This window comes from Paenibacillus sp. FSL R5-0636, assembly GCF_037974255.1.
Lineage (GTDB): Bacteria > Bacillota > Bacilli > Paenibacillales > Paenibacillaceae > Paenibacillus_AQ > Paenibacillus_AQ odorifer.
This window is the reverse complement of sequence record NZ_CP150232.1, coordinates 1664386-1683537: the sequence shown is the minus strand read 5'-3', so window position 1 is coordinate 1683537 and position 19152 is coordinate 1664386. Positions and strand designations below refer to the sequence as shown.

The 19152-nt window shown below is 45.2% G+C and carries 19 protein-coding genes and 1 riboswitch; of the genes, 10 read left to right on the top strand and 9 right to left on the bottom strand.

The features are described 5' to 3' along the window. Nucleotides 1–125: 125 nt before the first annotated feature. Complete coding sequence (locus tag MKX34_RS07365; RefSeq protein WP_076104721.1) at nt 126–1199, top strand: M42 family metallopeptidase; 1074 nt, start codon at nt 126–128, stop codon at nt 1197–1199. Nucleotides 1200–1698: 499 nt separating this feature from the next. On the opposite strand, the gene MKX34_RS07360 is transcribed toward MKX34_RS07365, so the two are convergent. From MKX34_RS07360 to MKX34_RS07350, 3 genes are all read right to left on the bottom strand, one after another. Next, entirely contained in the window at nt 1699–2598 is a 900-nt protein-coding gene (locus MKX34_RS07360) for an aldo/keto reductase (RefSeq protein ID WP_076104722.1), read from the bottom strand. Nucleotides 2599–2733: 135 nt separating this feature from the next. Next, a complete protein-coding gene (locus MKX34_RS07355; RefSeq protein WP_036675721.1) occupies nt 2734–3048 on the bottom strand; it encodes a multidrug efflux SMR transporter in 315 nt (104 codons plus the stop codon). After that, a complete protein-coding gene (locus MKX34_RS07350; protein WP_036675723.1) occupies nt 3049–3411 on the bottom strand; it encodes a multidrug efflux SMR transporter in 363 nt (120 codons plus the stop codon). Nucleotides 3412–3495: 84 nt separating this feature from the next. After that, nucleotides 3496–3603, bottom strand: a riboswitch (guanidine-I (ykkC/yxkD leader). Nucleotides 3604–3751: 148 nt separating this feature from the next. Between MKX34_RS07350 and MKX34_RS07345 the strand changes: the two genes are divergently transcribed. Beyond that, nucleotides 3752–4690 carry an MBL fold metallo-hydrolase gene (locus MKX34_RS07345; protein WP_076098853.1) on the top strand — a complete coding sequence of 313 codons (939 nt, stop codon included), beginning with the start codon at nt 3752–3754 and terminating at the stop codon, nt 4688–4690. A gap of 28 nt (nt 4691–4718) precedes the next feature. Further along, nucleotides 4719–5054, top strand: coding sequence for a hypothetical protein (locus MKX34_RS07340; protein WP_076104723.1), 336 nt, complete (start codon nt 4719–4721; stop codon nt 5052–5054). A gap of 50 nt (nt 5055–5104) precedes the next feature. Here the strand turns inward: MKX34_RS07340 and MKX34_RS07335 are convergent, their stop codons facing one another. Together MKX34_RS07335 and MKX34_RS07330 are read right to left on the bottom strand one after the other, a co-directional pair. Then, nucleotides 5105–5521 carry an HIT family protein gene (locus MKX34_RS07335; RefSeq protein ID WP_076297817.1) on the bottom strand — a complete coding sequence of 139 codons (417 nt, stop codon included), beginning with the start codon at nt 5519–5521 and terminating at the stop codon, nt 5105–5107. Nucleotides 5522–5567: 46 nt separating this feature from the next. Then, complete coding sequence (locus MKX34_RS07330; protein ID WP_076297816.1) at nt 5568–8399, bottom strand: glycoside hydrolase family 3 protein; 2832 nt, start codon at nt 8397–8399, stop codon at nt 5568–5570. A 182-nt stretch (nt 8400–8581) separates the two neighbouring features. On the opposite strand from MKX34_RS07330, the gene MKX34_RS07325 reads away from it, so the two are divergent. Beyond that, nucleotides 8582–9283, top strand: a complete 702-nt coding sequence (locus MKX34_RS07325; protein ID WP_339204701.1) for a hypothetical protein — start codon at nt 8582–8584, stop codon at nt 9281–9283. An 18-nt stretch (nt 9284–9301) separates the two neighbouring features. On the opposite strand, the gene MKX34_RS07320 is transcribed toward MKX34_RS07325, so the two are convergent. The 3 genes from MKX34_RS07320 to MKX34_RS07310 form a co-directional block, all read right to left on the bottom strand. Further along, nucleotides 9302–9979, bottom strand: coding sequence for a winged helix-turn-helix domain-containing protein (locus MKX34_RS07320; protein ID WP_036675732.1), 678 nt, complete (start codon nt 9977–9979; stop codon nt 9302–9304). A gap of 1007 nt (nt 9980–10986) precedes the next feature. Continuing rightward, nucleotides 10987–11406, bottom strand: coding sequence for a rhodanese-like domain-containing protein (locus tag MKX34_RS07315; protein ID WP_076098864.1), 420 nt, complete (start codon nt 11404–11406; stop codon nt 10987–10989). Nucleotides 11407–11410: 4 nt separating this feature from the next. Next, a complete protein-coding gene (locus MKX34_RS07310; protein ID WP_076141194.1) occupies nt 11411–11731 on the bottom strand; it encodes a rhodanese-like domain-containing protein in 321 nt (106 codons plus the stop codon). Between the two features lie 101 nt (nt 11732–11832). Here MKX34_RS07310 and MKX34_RS07305 point away from each other — a divergent pair, with 101 nt between their 5' ends. From MKX34_RS07305 to MKX34_RS07280, 6 genes are all read left to right on the top strand, one after another. Beyond that, complete coding sequence (locus MKX34_RS07305) at nt 11833–12117, top strand: metalloregulator ArsR/SmtB family transcription factor (RefSeq protein ID WP_036675735.1); 285 nt, start codon at nt 11833–11835, stop codon at nt 12115–12117. A gap of 6 nt (nt 12118–12123) precedes the next feature. After that, nucleotides 12124–14727, top strand: coding sequence for an FAD-dependent oxidoreductase (locus MKX34_RS07300; RefSeq protein WP_076297814.1), 2604 nt, complete (start codon nt 12124–12126; stop codon nt 14725–14727). 209 nt (nt 14728–14936) lie between these two features. Further along, nucleotides 14937–15629 carry a response regulator transcription factor gene (locus tag MKX34_RS07295; RefSeq protein WP_038569427.1) on the top strand — a complete coding sequence of 231 codons (693 nt, stop codon included), beginning with the start codon at nt 14937–14939 and terminating at the stop codon, nt 15627–15629. Nucleotides 15630–15711: 82 nt separating this feature from the next. Continuing rightward, on the top strand, nt 15712–16635 hold the full coding sequence (locus MKX34_RS07290; protein ID WP_036675740.1) for an ABC transporter ATP-binding protein: 924 nt from the start codon (nt 15712–15714) through the stop codon (nt 16633–16635). Further along, nucleotides 16628–17389 carry an ABC transporter permease gene (locus MKX34_RS07285; RefSeq protein ID WP_038569425.1) on the top strand — a complete coding sequence of 254 codons (762 nt, stop codon included), beginning with the start codon at nt 16628–16630 and terminating at the stop codon, nt 17387–17389. Before MKX34_RS07290 ends, MKX34_RS07285 begins: the two co-directional genes overlap by 8 nt. 20 nt (nt 17390–17409) lie before the next feature. Then, nucleotides 17410–18360, top strand: coding sequence for a HAMP domain-containing sensor histidine kinase (locus MKX34_RS07280; RefSeq protein ID WP_256717713.1), 951 nt, complete (start codon nt 17410–17412; stop codon nt 18358–18360). On the opposite strand, the gene MKX34_RS07275 is transcribed toward MKX34_RS07280, so the two are convergent. After that, nucleotides 18341–19141, bottom strand: coding sequence for a histidinol-phosphatase HisJ family protein (locus MKX34_RS07275; RefSeq protein ID WP_036675745.1), 801 nt, complete (start codon nt 19139–19141; stop codon nt 18341–18343). The two genes, MKX34_RS07280 and MKX34_RS07275, sit on opposite strands and share 20 nt — an antisense overlap. Nucleotides 19142–19152 lie beyond the last annotated feature (11 nt).

Sequence of the window (19152 nt, the reverse complement as noted above, 5' to 3'; positions counted from 1 at the left end):
TAAGTGGCAGGAAGAAATAACGTTGTCGTCCATTTTGGATGGCAACCGTTTCTCGTAGAACTATAAGGATGATGTATAACGCAAAGCTTATACGTCCTTATATTTTAATAAAGGAGTGATTTCAAATGAATCAAGAAACATTGGATCTATTCAAAACACTTACCGAATTCCCTGCAGCCCCGGGCTTTGAGCACGAACTCCGCGCTTACGTCAAGGATGCTATGACACCTTATACCGAAGAGTTCGTGCAGGATCGTCTCGGAAGTCTGTTCGGCGTATTGCGCGGTGAGGAAAACGGGCCAAAAATTATGGTCGCTGGACATTTTGACGAAGTGGGCTTTATGGTCACCGGAATTACTAACACCGGGATGATTCGTTTTCAACCGCTAGGCGGCTGGCTTGCTTCTGCTGTTGCTTCCCAGCGTCTCCAAATCATTACACCAAAAGGCACATTGACTGGTGTTGTTGGCAGCACCCCTATCCATCTACTAAGCGCTGAAGAACGCGGCAAGACGGGCGAAATCAGCAAAATGTATATTGATATCGGTGCAGACAGCCGTGAAGAGGCAGAAAGCTTTGGCGTCAGACCAGGTCAACAAGTACTGCCAATCTGTCCGTTCACCCCGCTTGCCAACCCTAAAAAAATCATGGCTAAAGCGTGGGATAACCGTTACGGCGTAGGTCTCGCCATTGAGCTGGTTAAATCATTACACGGCAAAAAGCTGCCTAATACTGTTTATGCTGGAGCTACCGTACAAGAGGAAGTCGGACTTCGTGGAGCACGTACAGCCGCTAATCTTCTGTCCCCAGACATCTTCTTTGGCTTGGATGCGAGCGCTGCTGCTGATATGACCGGTGATAGCCAAGCCTTTGGCCATTTGGGTAAAGGCGCTCTCCTGCGCATTTTTGATCCAACGATGGTTACACATCGCGGCCTGATCGAATATGTACAAGACACAGCGGATACTCACAAGATCAAATACCAGTATTTTGTCTCCCAAGGTGGAACAGATGCAGGTCAGGTTCATGTAAGTGGAATCGGCGTTCCTTCCGCAGTCATCGGAATATGCTCCCGCTACATTCATACCGCTTCATCAGTTATTCATAGCGATGACTACGAAGCTGCTAAAGAGCTGCTAGTTAAACTGGTAGAAGGCCTCGACCGCACTACACTGCAAACGATTATTGAGAACAGCTAGGTTCTTATTTTTAAAAGAGCAGCAATCCTTTTTGAAGGATTGCTGCTCTTTTTTTGGGGTCGTGGCTTACGGACCTGTGTCACTTGCGCCCCTGTGGTGTTTACAAACCCCGATATTACTTCTAAAAAACAATTGTGCTTATGCTTATGAACCCCATTGCCCGCTGATCCCGCTATAGGTACTACGACGGACCCATGATGCTTACGAACCCACGTTGTTTATTGTTTATGTCCCCCATGTTGCTTGCTAACGAACCCATGTTGTTTACTATTTACGCCCCCAATGTTGCTTCCGAACCCAGTGACACTATTCCATAGAAATGGGCTCATAATTGGTGTCATTCATGCTAATAGCGACTATGGTGTCCGATACTCCTCCAAAAGTGGCATATTTCTGCGTTTAAGATCATCTGTGTCCTATAGATACTCCACTATCCCCCGTCCCATATAAAAAAAGCCCGCCTCACGGCGAGCTCTTTGACCATTCTCAGACAGCTATATCAACTCATATCCAGTGGCACTTTCCACGAAGGTATCGGGAAAGCCTCATCCAGCTTCCATCTTTCTTCTTCACTCAGCGTAATTAAACCTGCAGCAGCATTCTCAATTACATGCTCACGTGAAGAAGCTTTCGGAATCGTAATAATGTCCTCCTCGCGGATCGTCCAAGCTAACATTATTTGCAGTGGTGTTGCGTTATGAACACGGGCAATTTCCTGAACCGCCTCACTCTCAATAACCCCTTTGCGGAGCGCGCCTGCTTGTGCAAGCGGAGAGTACGCCATTACGGGCATGCGGTGACTTTTCTGCCATGGCAGCAATTCAGCTTCAATGCCTCTCGACCCTAAATGATACAGCACCTGATTCATAGCACAGTGAGTTCCCCCAGCTATACTAAGCAGCTCTTTCATATCGTCAACATCAAGGTTCGATACACCCCATCTTGCTATTTTACCTTGAGAGACCAGTTTCTCCATGCCTTCCACAGTCACTTCAAGCGGAATATCTCCCCGCCAGTGCAGTAAATAGAGATCCAGATGATCCGTATTCAGTCGTTGCAAGCTTTCTTCACAGCTACGAATAAGATTCTCGTTGCCGGCATTATGTGGGTATACTTTGGACACCAGGAAAACGTCATCCCGAATTCCTTTAATAGCGTCACCTACTAAAAGCTCTGAGTTTCCTTCCCCATACATCTCAGCCGTATCTATCAAATCCATGCCTAGTTCCACGCCTAATCTAAGAGCAGCAATTTCTTCCTCTCTACGGGAAACATCATCACCCATATTCCAAGTTCCCTGTCCTATTCTAGGCAGAGAGGTACCATCTGGAAGAAGCATGCGGTTAGCTCGGTTCACTTTCACAATTTCAGCCAAATGCTCGATTGAATCCTTAGTCATTGTAAAAATCTCCTTACCGATAAATTGTATACTTACTTTATACGACCTTTATGACCCTTTCGAAACATCTGAATCGTGTCTAATTTATAACTTTTCTTTCCTTTAGGAGAGAAAAAGCAACAAATTGATTGCTAACTACGCTATCAACTTCAGCCCCACTGCGGCTCCCAGTATCATAAAAATACAGATAACCCGCCGCCAATCTTTGGCCTCTCCATATAAAAGCATCCCCAAAATCGCCCCACCAGATGCACCGATCCCCGTCCATACCGCATAAGCTGTACCCATAGGCAAACTTTTCATTGCAAATGATAGAAAAAGAAAACTCCCCCCAAAACCAAGGAAGAGCAGCAAAAACGACTGCAGATTCCGGTGTTTATTCAACCTGTTGATCATAGCCACTCCGAACATTTCAAACAATCCAGCAACAACCAAAAATGCCCATGCCATTTAAGACTCCCCCTTTATTTCAGTTTCTTTGATATCTTTGGTTTCGTTAGTTACCATTTTCAGACCTATTACTCCTGCCAGCAAAATAACCACCAGTACCAGCTTCATTAGCTTGAAGGGTTCACCGAATAAAACCATGTCCGCAATGACTGTACCTGCTGTCCCCAGCCCAACAAATACAGAATATACGGTACCCACCGGTAATTTACTGCTTGCTGAAATAATGACATAGAAACTTATTATTATGGCTACAACTGTGATCAGCCACTCCCACACGCTTGAAGCATGCTTTAGACCTATGACCCACATGACTTCGAAAATCGCAGCGCCAACTACCTTCAGCCACTCTGAATTCTTTTTCATTTCAAGCCCTCCTTCAATTCACCATATCTTATGATTGCCCACGGACAAACAAATAAGCCCGGAAGGTCATCGCCAAATGGCGATACCTCCCGGGCTTTTATCCCTCCGTGTAGACACAAACTTAATGTTCGTGCGTTTTCCCTCGGACCAGACCAGCTGTGCACTCGCTGCGGAACCCTAGAAAACAAATAAATGATTAAGTTACATCGTATGGTAGCAAATCGGGCGTATAAAAGCAACCTTTTCTATTCCGAGAGTAATTAAATCATAGTATAAACTTCCATAAAATTATAAAATAGATATAAATTTCATTCGATTATCTAGGAAAAGAGGTTAATTTATGTTTCATTCCAGACATTTTAACTGCGTCCCTCTAGTGGAAGGCATTTATTGCCTTGAAGCGAAGGAGCAAGGCGGAGCCATGAGCAATGCCGGTTTGATAGATATGGGTGATTACACATTAATCTTTGATACATTCAACACTCCACAAGCTGGCAAAGATCTTAGGGATGCCGCTCTGTATTATTTTAATAAACCTATCAAATACGTCATCAACAGCCATTGGCATGGAGACCACGTTAGAGGGAACCAATTCTTCTCGGAAGAAGTAATCATATCCTCCAGTAGAACTAGAGAGCTCATGATAAAAACTCAACCCGACTGGCTAGCCCGAATGAAGAAACTGCTTCCTAATCTTGATGAGGATCTTAATAAGCTTAATACCTCTCTCGAGCTCGAACTGAACGATTCCAAACAACGAGAGCACCTTTCGCAAATAGGTTATTTACAAGAAATCAAAGAGTCTATACTAACGCTTGAAGTAACGCTTCCCCAACTAACTTATGACCGCAAAATGACCATACATGGCTCGGCTAGATCCGTTGAGCTCTTATCGGTGGGTGCTGCCCATACGGAATGCGATTCTATTCTATTTTCTCCTTCCGATTCTTTAGCTTTTGTTGGAGATATTGTCGCTGTTGATAATCATCCATTATTAGTAGACGGTAATCCCTTATCCTGGTTGGAGGCACTTACTTATGTCGAGCGCTTAGATGTGAACATAATTGTTCCCGGTCACGGGCCCGTTACTCAAAAACATTATCTACAGCAAATAAAACGGTATATAAATGATATAATCCATATTAGCGAATCATTGATACACGAAGACATGAATGTGAATGTGAACCATATAGAAATTCCTGAGCCTTATCTGGGCTGGAATTATGGGAGTATTTTTTACAGAAATCTTGAGTTTTTGACGAAAGCAGCTAATAACTAATTTTTGGAGTTGAAGGGAGAGGTTCGTTATGGTTTTTGGGATACTATTTGTAGGTGTCGCTGTATTTATTATTATACAAGCCGTTATACGGAATGGCTCGAGCTCGAACAGAAGTACCTTTGATAGAAATAGGCAAAATGATGCCGCCAACATGTCTTTTATGGCTGCCAGTCATCCGGATCTGCTGGATCCAAACCACTCTAACCACTCTAATCATTCGAACCACCATAATCACCACGGAGATCACTCACATCACCATTCTGGACCTGACAGCGGGGGGCATAGCTGGGGTGGAGACGGCGGACATAGTGGCGGTGGAGACTTCGGTGGTGGTGGAGATGCTGGCGGGGGCGGTTGTGATTAGATGAAAAGAAACGAAAAGGACATCCCTGATCTTTCAGGAATGTCCTTTTTTTAATACTCATTTATGATACTGAGAATTTCAGCTTGAGTTTGGCTTAATAACTTTTCGGCACTGTGCGGATGGATTGGTTCGCTCCAAGCGAAGCCATCTCCTTCGTATCTAGGAATAAGATGCATATGATAGTGAGTCAGGTCGTTAAACTTCCCACCATTTTGGCAAATGCTGATGCCATCAGGTGCAAACAAAACCTTCAGGACAACTGATAGCTTCTTTGAAGCGTCCATAATCGCATACGATGTTTCTGAATCGATATCTTCGAGATCCCAATAATGCTTTTTAGGGAGAATTATGAGATGTCCTTCGTTAAATGGAGCAATGTCGAGCACACAAGTTACAATTTCATTCTCGTATACTACGTTTACGTTAGGCTCAATCCCGTTAGCGATCCGACATCCCAAACAATCCATACAGGCACCTCTCCATCCAAAGAAATTAAGAGCGCTCTAGCTTATCTTATTGATTAAATTGAAAACGGCTAAGCAGTACCTCACCATTAAAGATGAGATAAACATCGGTAGTTCCAGATTCCACGGATACTTCACCAGTAAGTGTGTTCCACTGCTGCAACACGCCACCCGATGGTACAGTCACAGATCCAACCATTGTCCCTGCTGAGCTGCCCGTTCTAATCTCGAGGGTGCCACCTTTTGCAGAGGATACCAAGGCTTCAAAAGCTCCTGCCCCTTGCTCGAACAATACATCTTTAAAAGCGATCCAAGCGCCATCTTTTACCGGATGTATGGAAGCACCGCCTGCTTTGCACTCGTCCAGATATACGCCTTCGTAGTCATCGTAATTCTCTGCTTTGGTATTGATATACAGATTACGCGACGGAATAACGTCCCCTTGAACCGATAGTTGAGCGGATAATTGGATATCAGCAGATGAACGGCCGATCAGAACCATGTACTCTCCATTTTCCACGCAATATTGCTCACGGGTAACATCCCAGAATGCCAGCTCGGCAACCGGCAACGTAAACTCTATGGTTTGCGATTGACCTGCGGTTAGGTTTACTTTTTCAAAACCCTTCAACTGTTTAATCGGACGTTTCACCCGGGAATTCAGAGCTTGCACATATAGCTGCACCACTTCGTCCCCATCAACAACGCCTGTATTCTCTACTTGAACGGAAATTTTAAACGTGTCATCCGCTTGCAGCTCCTTAGCACTTAGGCTTAGGTTGCTGTAGGAAACTTGGGCATAACTTAAGCCGTGTCCAAACGCATACAGTGGCTCTCCGTCAAAGTACATATATGTTCTTTTGCCTTTGATAATATCATAATCCATCAGCTCAGGCAGCTGTTCTACAGAACGGAACCAAGTCATGTTCAGCTTGCCGGAAGGACTGTAATCGCCGAAAAGAACTTCTGCCACCGCATTGCCCAGCTCTTGTCCACTGTGGGAGGTATACAATACAGCCGGGATGTTCTCGTCAATCCAAGTGGAAGTTATCGGGTAACTGCCGACAATGACTACAACTGTATTCGGATTCGCTTCATAGACAGCTTTGACCAGTCGCTCTTGCTCCTCTGGAAGCACAATATCCGGTCTGTCGATTTCTTCTTTTCCGTTAAGGAGTGGATGGTTGCCCACAAAAACCACAGCGATTTCCGCAGCCTTGGCAGCTTCTACTGCAGCCTCTATGCCGTTAGTTACAATGTTCTTTTTAAAAAGACGTGCTTCCGCATTAGCATCCTGATCTGCCACTTGCAGCGTTCCATTTTCCGGATTCACCGAGATCATTTTATCATTCCAGGTCCGCAAAGATACCGTATCTTCGCTTTCCGGAACGATGTTAATCGATTCTTTTACAAACCAGCCGTAAATTTCATCAGCAGATGCTGTGAGAGTCTCTGCTTCGCTTAAAGTTACATACTGACCGCGACTTGTCGCCTTCAGAGTATTGCTAGTCCAGCCCCAAGCTGTATGTTGGAACAATTCTCCGTGCTCTGCTATGTCATGTTGTACAGCCAGTCTTCCGTCCTCACCTGTGATTCCGATAGCTTGGCCGTTTGCAGCTGAAGTAAGAATGATCTGATCTGCGCCACTCTCAAAAGTAATGTGTTTACCAGGCAGCTTTTTGCTAACACCCTGCAAAGGAGTCACTCCATAAGGTAATGTGCCAGAATACCAATCTCTAAAGGCTTCATCACCAAGCGGACCAATAATCGCCAATTTGCTCAGACTGCTTTTGTTCAATGGCAATGTGCCTTGTTCATTCTTCAACAATACTATAGATTGTTTCGCAGCTTCCAAGGAGAGTGCGGTATGTTTTTTGCTAAGAATAACGGAATCGTCGATTGCATCGTATGGGTTCCCCTCAGCCGGATCGAACTCTCCCAGACGGAAACGAACTCTGAAAGTGTTGGCAAGCGCACGATCCAAATCTTCCTCTGCTAAGAGGCCTTGGTCTAGCGCTTCGTGAAGAACCTTGATTGTCTCTGCGGTTTCTTCTGTTACGCTGTCAATTCCATTTTTGATAGATTCAGCCATCGATTGTGCAAAAGATTCATAATACTTGTGGTCCTTCACGATCCCAAAAAGATCGCCGGCATCGCTTACAATAAAGCCATCCATTTCCCATTCGCCTTTAACCACATCCATTACTGCCGGATGAAGAATAACAGGCACGCCATTCACCGAGTTATAAGCGGTCATCATGGACTGTGCGCCACCTTCTTGAAAAGCAGGCTTAAACGCTTCCAGATAATACTCCCGCATATTTCTCGGATCGATGCTCGCGGAGCAGTTCCCGCGTTCAATCTCATTATTGTTGCCGAGGAAATGCTTCAGCGTTGCTACCGCTTTCAAATAGACCGGGTGATCACCTTGGATTCCCTGCACTAGTGATGTGCTGAGTCGGCCGGTCAACTCTGGATCTTCACCGTAAGCTTCCTCAGTTCTTCCCCAACGTGGATCACGTTCCATATCCACCGTTGGCGCCCATAACGTCAGACCGTTCACCGTTGGATTCTTTTTATAAAAGGCTCTAGCTTCATCTCCGATGGCCGAACCAATTTCCTTCAGCAGCTCTGGATTCCAAGTACAAGCCAGTCCGCTTGGCTGAGGAAAAGAAGTCGCTTTTCCAAGCCAAGAAATCCCGTGCGCCGCTTCCGTACCATGCTTGTAGGCCCCAACACCCAAACGCTCTATGGCAGCTTGATACTGAGGCATCAGGCTTACTTTTTCATCAAGTGTTAGTCTGGAGATCAGATCCTGCACTCGCTCATTTAAAGGTAAATCAATCTGTTGAAATGGATATTTAGCTATATCTGTTCCCATCAAAATCGCTCCTTCGTCTCTTGTTGATAGCGGTTTCATTCATTCCCGAGGACAATCCTTCAAAAAAACTCCTATACGTCCTATCCATCTAATCATAGAAGATTCCCCTCCTCCGCAACACCTTAACAATCTAAATAGAAATCAGGTCATAATTAGAGATTTAGGGAGGATGATGTGAGTGCATGGGTTTGCTCGTTATCCGCTCCATCTCCACAATCTACGGGATTTATACCGTACATTTGCCCAATTCCCGCGGCACGCCTCCAATCTACGGGATTTATACCGTTCATTTGCCCTATTCTCGCTCCACGCCTCCAATCTACGGGATTTATACCGTTTATTTGCTCACTTCTCGCTCCACGCCCACAATCTACGGGATTTATACCGTTCATTTGCCCAATTCCCGCTGCACGCCCACAATCTACGGGATTTATACCGTTCATTTGCCCACTTCTCGCTGTACGCCCACAATCTACGGGATTTATACCGTTTATTTGCTCACTTCTCGCTCCACGCCCACAATCTACGGGATTTATACCGTTCATTTGCCCAATTCCCGCTGTACGCCCACAATCTACGGGATTTATACCGTTTATTTGATCACTTCTCGCTCCACGCCCACAATCTACGGGATTTATACCGTTCATTTGCCCAATTCCCGCTGCACGCCCACAATCTACGGGATTTATACCGTTCATTTGCCCACTTCTCGCTGTACGCCCACAATCTACGGGATTTATACCGTTTATTTGCTCACTTCTCGCTCCACGCCCACAATCTACGGGATTTATACCGTTCATTTGCCCAATTCCCGCTGTACGCCCACAATCTACGGGATTTATACCGTTTATTTGATCACTTCTCGCTCCACGCCCACAATCTAAGGGATTTATACCGTTTATTCACCACAGCTGAATATCGTTAAGTGAATGTACATATTCATAGCGACAAACCCTCCCACTCACCTGGGAAACTATCGGCTTAAACTTACCTTTCTCACAAAGTGACCTCATACATTTCCTAACTGTACGCAGATCAATACCAAGCTCCCTCACCAAATCAACAGGCCGAATGTCCCCGTTCGAACGCACCGCAATTTGCAAAATATCACGCTCCAGTCGACTAAACGCCTCCTTCTCTTCTGTCCTCAAAGCGAGGTACGGCATCAGCAATGATCTCAACAAAAAAATAGTATTCTCAGGATTGGCTTCCAGATCATCATATGGTATCGCCACTACCCGATAACCCGCGATTTGTAGATAAGTCTCTCGATTCAATTCCTGCCGATAACGCGTCCGATCTGTGTTTTGCACATGTGGGCCGTAACCTTTTACCTCAAAAGCAAACTTAACCTGCCCAGGCTTCCACGCAAAATCAACAAAATAAGGCCATCCCCGCCAATCCAACACTTCATATTCAGGATGGAGATCATCAAAATGACCCATCATCGGCCACCAAACCTTCTCCGCAAACATTCGCTCACCATGCCCATGTCCCCGCTCCAATCTCCCCCGTCTTTCTCCCGTTCTTCGACTAATATGATCTTCCACCCACTTACGATGTTCTTCCGTAAATCCCATAACGTTCCCCTCCTCCTTGGCATAAAAAAATCCCGCACCCAATTATGGATGCGGGACGTGCTTCGTCCTATTACTCAAAAGTATAGTATTCGCCTTCTTATGCTGTCAATGACACTCTACATTCAACGTTAGCATCGAGCTAAATATACTTGCCTATTAAAAAATCACATTGGTTAGAGTATGTTGCATTAAAGTAATTTCAGCTACAGTTAGATCACTACAGTGAGTTCAGCTAGAATTGGATCACTACAGTGAGTTCAGCTAAATTTAGCTACAGTTAGATCACTACAGTTCAGTTAGTATTAGCTCAGCAAGAACAATCTCGGTTAAGTAAACTACTTTTGAGTTAGACGACTAGACTTAGCTCAATATAGTATGTTTTGTATAGTAGGTTCAGTTAAAGTAATCTCGGTTTGACTAAGTTCCCCTAGAATAATATTATTCGACCTACCTTTTTGAAATTGTCTAAAATCGTCTCCCATTCTCCACTATTCACTGGCTATCGACCTGTGATTTTTCTATTTAATTGTATTTCATGCAACTATTTAACCCTTATCCCCCTAAAAGTCCATTTAGTTGTACTTTCTACAACTAAAAAAGGAGATATTAGGTAGTTAAGCGTAAATGATCAAATTTAGATGTACAAAGTGCAGTTAATTGTTACTTTTCCTAAAACTACTGAAGTTTAGCTGCACAAAATGCAATTAAAACTGAGTTCGAGTGAGGCTGGCTGGATTGCGTCTTAGTTACATCACTTAGCGCCCTAGCTACAACATCGACTTGGCTACATTGATTTAGCGACCTAGCCACAACATCACAACTTAGCACCATTAATATAGCGGCTCAACTAGAGTGACATATTGCTCCTCTTCACTGCTCTCCCTCACCTAGCAAATGTGCATGCCGAGCGCCTCGCCCATAGGCATCATAAGAGATCATTCCATCGACACCCTGACTTCGACACCCTAGCTTCAATCCGAGACGGGAAATCAATGATCATAAATCCATTATCCTTCACAACAACCTTTCACAGAAATGTCGGAGAGCGTTCTTTTGTTCCCTAACAAATCACCGTTTACCGCATATAACTTACGAAATCCCTGCTTATAAAGAATTCGCGCAGCTTTATTTCTATTGTAGTAGCTTCCTGCAAGAATTAAGACCGAATCGCCTGGAGATAGACAGTGCTGCCAGACATAAGGTAACCGCCCAAGCGATATATTTATCGAACCACGGATACTGTCCTTCTGGTAATCAACGGCATCCCTGACATCGAGCATTTTCATAGCCAGTGATTGATCTGCTAATTCGCGAACCTCACGGACTTCTATATAAGAAAGTGAACGAACAGGCCATGCATAACGTAAAAACCTCAAAATACTAAAGACAATTAAGATACTCAGTAGGATCCGTACCATCATGCTCATGCCATTACTCCCGTACCAAAAAATCATCCGTCCAAGCGCCTAATCCACCCGTCATGTTCACAACGTTATACCCCTTTTCACTCAGCAGCTCACAAGCCAGTCCACTACGGCCACCACTTAAGCACATCACAATTATCTCTCCATGAGGATCCAGTTCATCTATGCGCATCAATAGCTGTCCAAGCGGAATATGCTTAGCACCCATTACATGTCCCTCCACCCATTCGGCTGGTTCGCGTATATCCAACATGGTAGGAGTCTCGCCATTCTTCAAGCGTTCCGCAACTTGCTGTGGGGTAATTTCCTTTGAAATTTTAAAAGACATCGAGCATCTCTCCTTCACCTTTATAAAAATAACTTGATTTCCATATCACTATATCATAATATTACGATATAAGGATATTGTAAAGCGAGGTGTTCGTTACCATGGACAAAAATTTTAAAGCTTATAACCAAACCGCCGAAACCTTAAAGGCTATAGCTCATCCCGTGCGCTTATGCATCATCAAAGGACTTCTGGAAAAGGGCAGCTGCAACGTGAGCTTCATGCAGGACTGTCTCGACCTTCCCCAATCTACGGTGTCCCAGCATTTACAGAAGCTTAGATCACTAGGCATCGTTGAAACCGAACGTAATGGGCTGGAAATTAACTATTCTGTTAAAGACGAAAAAATCAAACATCTGATTCAGTTATTTTTAGGGGAGGAATAAGTCATCATGAGTAAAAAAGTATTGATTGTTGGTGGAGTTGCAGGAGGCGCATCAGCAGCAGCCCGACTTCGGAGATTAGATGAAGATGTGCATATTGTAATGTTTGAGCGTGATCCGTACATTTCTTTTGCCAATTGCGGACTTCCTTATTATATCGGGGGTTCCATTCAGGACCGCTCCAAGCTGCTAGTGCAGACACCGGAGGCGATGCATAAACGTTTTAACATCGATGTTCGAATTCAAAGTGAAGTAGTGTCTATCGACCCCGTGAACAAAAAAGTGCGAGTAGAAAGTATAGAAAAAGGCTCCTATGAAGAGAGTTATGATGCGCTTATTTTATCGCCAGGTGCTAAACCGATTCGTCCGAATTTGCCTGGTATCGAGAGTTCCAAAATACACATGTTGCGTAACATTCCCGACACTGACAAAGTCAAAGCTAAAGTCGCTGCGGAAGGCACACGTTCGGCCGTGGTGATCGGTGGTGGATTTATCGGTGTGGAAATGGCTGAGAACCTTAGAGAAGCTGGTCTGGAAGTTTCCTTAATTGAAGCAGGACCACAAATATTAGCTCCATTCGATACTGAAATGTCTTCTATTTTGGCAAAAGAACTTGACGAGCATGGTGTTAATCTTATTTTTTCCGATATGGTCCAAGGGTTTGCTGAGGTGGGAGAACAAATACAGGTGCAATTAGCAAGTGGCACTGTACTGCAAAGTGATATGGTTCTGCTGGCTATCGGCGTTTCTCCGGATACCTCTTTCCTGAAGGACAGTGGCTTAGAATTCGGTCCCCGTGGCCATATTGTAGTCAATGAGCGGATGGAGACAAATCTGGATCAAGTGTACGCTGTAGGTGACGCGGTTGAGGTGGTTGATTTCGTAAACGGAACAAAAACTGCCATTCCACTAGCTGGTCCTGCCAATAAGCAAGGGCGCATTGCTGCGGACAACGTCAGTGGTCTCGGCACAACTTACAAAGGATCACAAGGGACTTCTATTATTAAGGTTTTTGGAGTCACAGGTGCTTCTACTGGAAATAACGAAAAAACACTACAACGTTTGGGTCTGCCGTATCACGTGATTTATATACATCCAAGCTCACACGCAACCTATTATCCGGGGGCAACTCCGATATCTATGAAGCTGATTTTTGATCCAAAAGGTACGGTGCTAGGAGCACAAGCTGTGGGTTACAGCGGTGTAGATAAACGTATCGACGATATCGCTACAGTTATTCGTTTTAGAGGTACGGTCACTGATTTGACGGAGTTGGAGCTATCTTATGCCCCTCCTTATTCTTCCGCAAAAGATCCGGTGAACATGGCCGGCTTTGCCGCTGAAAATATTTTGCAAGGTTTGACTACGGTATTCGTCCCTAAGGATTTAGAGGGTCGTGACAAAAACAACACCATTTTAGTTGACGTACGTTCGGAAATCGAACATGCCAACGGTCATATTGAAGGGTCCATTAATATCCCTGTGGATGATCTGCGTGGTCGGCTAAACGAGCTTGACCCTAGTAAAGAAATTTGGGTGTATTGCCAAGTTGGACTCAGAGGCTACACCGCTTCCCGGATTTTGCAGCAAAAAGGTTACCGTGTGAAAAATCTGACTGGGGGGTATAAAACCTATCAGATGAGCCAATTTACGCCTAAAAAAAAAGATAACTTGACGCCAAACGTTGATACAGCCGTAGCCAGTAAAGAAATCGCAGCAACGGGAGCAATGACGGAGCCTGGGACTGGGACTGGGACAGAGACTGGGACTGGCACAGTTACACCAACCGTCAATGCTACAGCTTTCACAGCTAACTCCAGCACAATAGGTGCCCCTTCATCCAAAATAGAAACGGAACTAGCACCTGATTCCGTGCTTGATGCCTGCGGACTGTGCTGCCCAGGGCCGCTGATCCAAGTTAAAATGAGTATGGACCCGCTCTTGGACGGCCAAGTCCTGAAGGTAACTGCTTCCGATCCCGGATTTTATGAGGATATCAAGGCTTGGGCTCGTATGTCCAACCATACGCTTTTGCAGCTAACAAAGCTGCCTACTGGTATGATCGAAGCTTATCTGCGCAAAGGAGTTATCGAGGCTTCAGCATCAGCACCAACCGGAGCAGGCGAACAAGTAATTCAAACTAGCAACGCAAGCACAATGGTTGTTTTTAGCGGGGATTTGGATAAAGCGATCGCTTCCTTCATCATTGCCAACGGAGCAGCATCCAGCGGCAAAAAAGTCACGATGTTCTTTACCTTCTGGGGCCTCAATATTATCCGCAAGGATGAGAAGGTGCATGTGAACAAGAACTTCATCGGTAAAATGTTCGGTGCCATGATGCCACGCGGCAGCCGGAAGCTGACGCTTTCAAATATGAACATGATGGGCATGGGTTCGAAGATGATCCGCTCTCTAATGAAGAGCAAAAATATCTCTTCCTTGGAAGAATTGATTCAGATGGCTATCGACCAAGGTGTGGAAATCGTCGCCTGCCAAATGTCCATGGATCTTATGGGCATCACTCGTGAAGAACTGATTGACGGTGTCGGAATCGGCGGCGTTGGTTATTACCTCGGCCAAGCCGATCAGTCGGGTCATAATCTATTTATCTAAATACCTTAACATAGCAAAGAGACTCCTCTATTTAAATAGAAGAGTCTCTTTTTTATATAAAAATGAACTCACGAGAATCGGTGATATAGATTTGAATAACCAAAATGCAGAAATTGGCTGGATCTGGATACAGAATCTAAAACCTGCTATCCTATTTAATAGGCATTCATCCGAATAACGACCTATTTTAGGTGGAAAAAGGAGATTAAATGAATAACCCGATACATATTCTTGTTGCTGAGGACGACAGCGACATCAACCGATTGCTGTGCAACATTATTAAGAAAAGCGGCTACATTCCCCAACCCGCTTACTCGGGAACGGAGGCACTTCTCTATCTGGAGCAACGTCAATGGAGCATGCTGCTACTGGATCTGATGCTGCCTGGCATGTCGGGAGAGGAACTACTTGAGAGGATTGCCGGGCGGGACGATATGTCGGTAATTATCATTTCCGCCAAGGGTGAGCCCCAGACCAAGGTGTCTGCCCTACGGGCGGGGGCGGATGATTTCATTACAAAACCCTTCGATGTTGAAGAAGTCTCTGCACGGATCGATTCTCATCTACGTTTGTATTCGCGGATTGCGCAATCGGCTTTGCCTAACGTGCTCCAGCATCAGGGCCTTGTACTTCATCGAGATGCGATGTCGGTTACGGCAAATGGTGCGGAACTGACGCTCACAGCTCTAGAGTTTGAGATTCTCTCGTTACTTTTGTCGGCCCCAAAAAAGGTGTTTACGAAAGCGAATTTGTATGAAAGAGTCTGGCACGAGCCATATTTTGGGGACGACAATACGGTCAATGTCCACATGAGCAATTTGCGCAGCAAGCTAACCAAGGCCGCACCAGGAAGCGAATTTATCGAGACGGTATGGGGCATAGGTTATCGGCTCAAGCCTTAAGACATTCTTAAGATTTGGCTTTAGCTCTTCTTATGTTTTCAATTCTATACTTGGTCTATCACGAAAAGGAGGCCAAGACGAGATGTACGAGTATGTATTAAAAACAAATCAACTATCCAAAAAATTCAAGGGCCATACGGCGCTGGACAAAGTCAATTTGTCAATCCGTAAAGGCTCTATTTATGGTTTTATTGGGCAAAACGGAGCTGGAAAATCAACATTAATCCGGATTGTGACCGGACTTGCTTTTCCGACTCAGGGGACGATCGAGCTGTTCGGAGCCAGTGAAGAGCAGGCCTTGATCCAGGCTCGTAAGCGAATCGGCTCGATTATCGAGAGCCCCGCTTTGTTCCCCCATATGACTGCAAGCGAAAATTTAGAAGCAAACCGGATTCTACGCGGTATTCCCGGCAAAGATTGCGTTCCTAGAATGCTAGAACAAGTTGGACTGCAGGGCGCCGGCAAGAAGAAAGCCAAAAATTTCTCACTTGGAATGAAGCAGCGGTTAGGTCTTGCCATCGCCTTGCTGGGAGATCCAGAATTTCTGATTCTGGACGAGCCGACCAATGGGTTGGATCCGATGGGTGTCGTCGAAATGCGCGAACTGCTCAAGCGACTAAACCGTGAGCTTGGCATTACGATAATGATCTCAAGTCATATTCTAAGTGAGCTGCATTTAATGGCAAGTCATTATGGCATTATTCATCGCGGTCAGTTGCTTGAACAACTCACTGCGGAGGAATTAAACGAGAAATGTCAGCAGTATTTGTTTATCAAAGTGGATGATCCCGGCAAGGCAACAGCCGTCATTCAGAACGAGCTGGGTACGGCCGATTTCGAAGTGATGCAGGATGGAACCATCAAGTTGTATAGCCGCATTGAGCAGCCAGGCAAAGTATCAACAGCGTTATTCTCTGCCGGCCTCGAGATCGAGAAGTTTATGCCTATGGGTGAAGACTTGGAAAGTTATTTTACGAAGCGAATTGGGGGGAATCCAAATGTATAATCTGATCAGAGTTGAGTTTTTCAAGCTCCGTAAGAATAGATCATTTTGGACTTTTCTATTGGCACTTTCCGTCCTCTCACTTGCTTACCCATTGCTATATTATTTTGATCATCGGTCCAATGGGGAACCTCAGATCACCGGTGCTGAATTTCTGACTACCTTTATTTCAAGCAATGCCTACATTATTAAATTCGGCGTAGCCATTCTGGCTGGATTCTTTATCTCTAACGAATATTCCACAGGGGTCATGAAGACGATCGCATCTTCGGGCAACACCAGAGGCCGGCTGTTCGCGGCAAAACTAATCGTATTCGCAGTTGGGGCCATGGCGATTTCGCTCGTCTTTCCTATTGTCAGCACAGTCGAAGTCACGCTGCTTTCGGGCTTCGGTCATCTGCCGGAAGGAAGCACTACACTTTTTATACCGCGAGCCCTCGGGCTAACCCTGTTGTACACAGCTGGTTACGCAGCCATCGGGGCGCTGTTCACCGTAATCCTAACCGACAGCGGCAAAACTATCGGCTTCTCAATGATTTTCTTCCTTATGATTGATACGGTTTTGGCTAGTATAGGTTCAAAGATCTCTTTCTTTAGTAATTTGTATGATTATTCCATCTTCAAACTGGTGAGCGATATCGGTAAGCCCAGTATCGACAGTGGAGATTGGCCAGCGCTTTTACTTGTACCGTTGTTGACAATAGCCGTTTCCGGGGTACTCGGTATTCTCGTATTCCACCGAAAAGAAATCAAATAACAAATAGGAGGTGCAGGAGAGTGTTGCTTATTCTGACAATCATATTGTTTGCGGCAGGAGCTCTCCTGCTTTTCCGTTTGTTGATGCTAAGGCGAGAGCTAGGGCGGATAACAGGGCAGTTGCATACCTACAATGAGCGAGCAACCGGTAAAAAAATTGATGTGGCTCTATTCGACCAGAAGCTTGAGGCGCTTGCGGGACAAATCAATCGTCAATCTGATTTAATCGTCGAAGCGGATGCCCAGCGAAAACGTGTCGAACAAGAATTCCGTCAGGCTGTTGCGAATATTTCACATGATATCCGTACACCCCTCACCTCCATCTTCGGTTATATTCAACTGTTGGAGGATGAGTCTATTACCCCTGATGAAAAGCTTGAATATGTTGCCATCGTTAAAAATCGGACGAAACGGCTGCAGGCGCTGCTGAATGATTTTTTTGAGCTTTCCTTGATCGAATCGCTAGATTATCCTCTACATACCGAAAAGCTTGGGATGACGGCCCTGCTCTCGGAAATTCTGGTCGGATTTTACGATTCCTTCAACGAACGCAATATTACACCGGATATACGGCTACCTGAGGAAAATGTACCCGTATACGCCGATGAATCCGCTGTGCGGAGAGTTGTCGAGAATTTACTTGTCAATACGGTCAAACACGCGACCGGGTATGTGGAAATCCGTTTCGAACGACGGCAGGAAACAGCTGATTTAACGATAGTAAACGATGCGAAGGAACTAGCCGGAAGCGACGTTAACCTCTTATTTGACCGATTCTATACCGCAGACCGTACCCGATCTTCTCAAGCCTCCGGGCTGGGTCTCTCCATCGCCAAAAGTCTGATGAATAAAATGGGTGGCACGCTGACAGCCGAACTGGAGGATGATCAGCTGATAATGACCTGCCGTTGGAAACTAGGTGATGCCGGCATTAGCTTGGCTACAATTCATTTTATATTTGGTCTAGACTAACCATTGTTCTAACCCGTTTATGGAATGTAGCCCATTCCCGATAGCCAATGGCCTGCAGGTTTTTCCGGACTTCTTCGAACTGATCTCCCACCCGTTCGGGTTCATGTGCATCTGATCCAATCGTGACCTTCACACCATGAAACAGAGCTCTTTCTAGAAAAGCCGTATCTGGGACACAGTTATCGTCAGAAGTATTAATTTCGAGAACTACGTCACTTGCTGCAACGGTTTGCAGGGTGAAATCCAGCGCTTCTGTCCACAAGCCGGAATAACCGGGAAAATACCGCTTTAAAGCATCCACATGGCCTAGTATGTCGTATAAGCCACTTTTAGCCGATTGAGAGACATAATCATAATACAGATTTTTGGTCGCAAGTTTCCCCGCCTGATCCAATCCGTCCCAGTATTCTCCATCGTAAATGCTGATTCCGCCGAAATTATGAATCGAACCAATCACATAATCAAAGGGATAACTGGCGATGACACTACGATATATATCCAGGGAATCAGGCAAAAAGTCCGCTTCAATCCCCAGCATTACATCAATCTGTCCCGCAAATTCTTTTTTTAAAGCTAGAACCTCATCCACGTATGCAGGAAATTCACTCTTCGCCATAGCTCCTCCGGGCCAGGGCAGGTCTTCCTCCAGCGCAAATGCAGGAGTATGATCTGAGATTCCAATAACCTGTAATCCCTTTTCAATGGCTGCAATTACATAATCTCTTACTGTTCCTGTTGCGTGCCCGCAACGATTATGATGTGTATGATAATCAAACTTCATAAGTTCCCTCC

Bases quoted from the DNA above. Each gene is read 5' to 3' on its own strand.
- MKX34_RS07350 (WP_036675723.1), bottom strand. From the start codon at position 3,411: ATGAAAAAGAATTCAGAGTGGCTGAAGGTAGTTGGCGCTGCGATTTTC.
- MKX34_RS07295 (WP_038569427.1), top strand. From the start codon at position 14,937: ATGAATAACCCGATACATATTCTTGTTGCTGAGGACGACAGCGACATC.
- MKX34_RS07275 (WP_036675745.1), bottom strand. From the start codon at position 19,141: ATGAAGTTTGATTATCATACACATCATAATCGTTGCGGGCACGCAACA.
- MKX34_RS07285 (WP_038569425.1), top strand. From the start codon at position 16,628: ATGTATAATCTGATCAGAGTTGAGTTTTTCAAGCTCCGTAAGAATAGA.
- MKX34_RS07340 (WP_076104723.1), top strand. From the start codon at position 4,719: ATGGTTTTTGGGATACTATTTGTAGGTGTCGCTGTATTTATTATTATA.
- MKX34_RS07335 (WP_076297817.1), bottom strand. From the start codon at position 5,521: ATGGATTGTTTGGGATGTCGGATCGCTAACGGGATTGAGCCTAACGTA.
- MKX34_RS07290 (WP_036675740.1), top strand. From the start codon at position 15,712: ATGTACGAGTATGTATTAAAAACAAATCAACTATCCAAAAAATTCAAG.
- MKX34_RS07330 (WP_076297816.1), bottom strand. From the start codon at position 8,399: ATGGGAACAGATATAGCTAAATATCCATTTCAACAGATTGATTTACCT.
- MKX34_RS07315 (WP_076098864.1), bottom strand. From the start codon at position 11,406: ATGAGCATGATGGTACGGATCCTACTGAGTATCTTAATTGTCTTTAGT.
- MKX34_RS07345 (WP_076098853.1), top strand. From the start codon at position 3,752: ATGTTTCATTCCAGACATTTTAACTGCGTCCCTCTAGTGGAAGGCATT.
- MKX34_RS07355 (WP_036675721.1), bottom strand. From the start codon at position 3,048: ATGGCATGGGCATTTTTGGTTGTTGCTGGATTGTTTGAAATGTTCGGA.
- MKX34_RS07300 (WP_076297814.1), top strand. From the start codon at position 12,124: ATGAGTAAAAAAGTATTGATTGTTGGTGGAGTTGCAGGAGGCGCATCA.
- MKX34_RS07360 (WP_076104722.1), bottom strand. From the start codon at position 2,598: ATGACTAAGGATTCAATCGAGCATTTGGCTGAAATTGTGAAAGTGAAC.
- MKX34_RS07320 (WP_036675732.1), bottom strand. From the start codon at position 9,979: ATGGGATTTACGGAAGAACATCGTAAGTGGGTGGAAGATCATATTAGT.
- MKX34_RS07310 (WP_076141194.1), bottom strand. From the start codon at position 11,731: ATGTCTTTTAAAATTTCAAAGGAAATTACCCCACAGCAAGTTGCGGAA.
- MKX34_RS07365 (WP_076104721.1), top strand. From the start codon at position 126: ATGAATCAAGAAACATTGGATCTATTCAAAACACTTACCGAATTCCCT.
- MKX34_RS07325 (WP_339204701.1), top strand. From the start codon at position 8,582: ATGGGTTTGCTCGTTATCCGCTCCATCTCCACAATCTACGGGATTTAT.
- MKX34_RS07305 (WP_036675735.1), top strand. From the start codon at position 11,833: ATGGACAAAAATTTTAAAGCTTATAACCAAACCGCCGAAACCTTAAAG.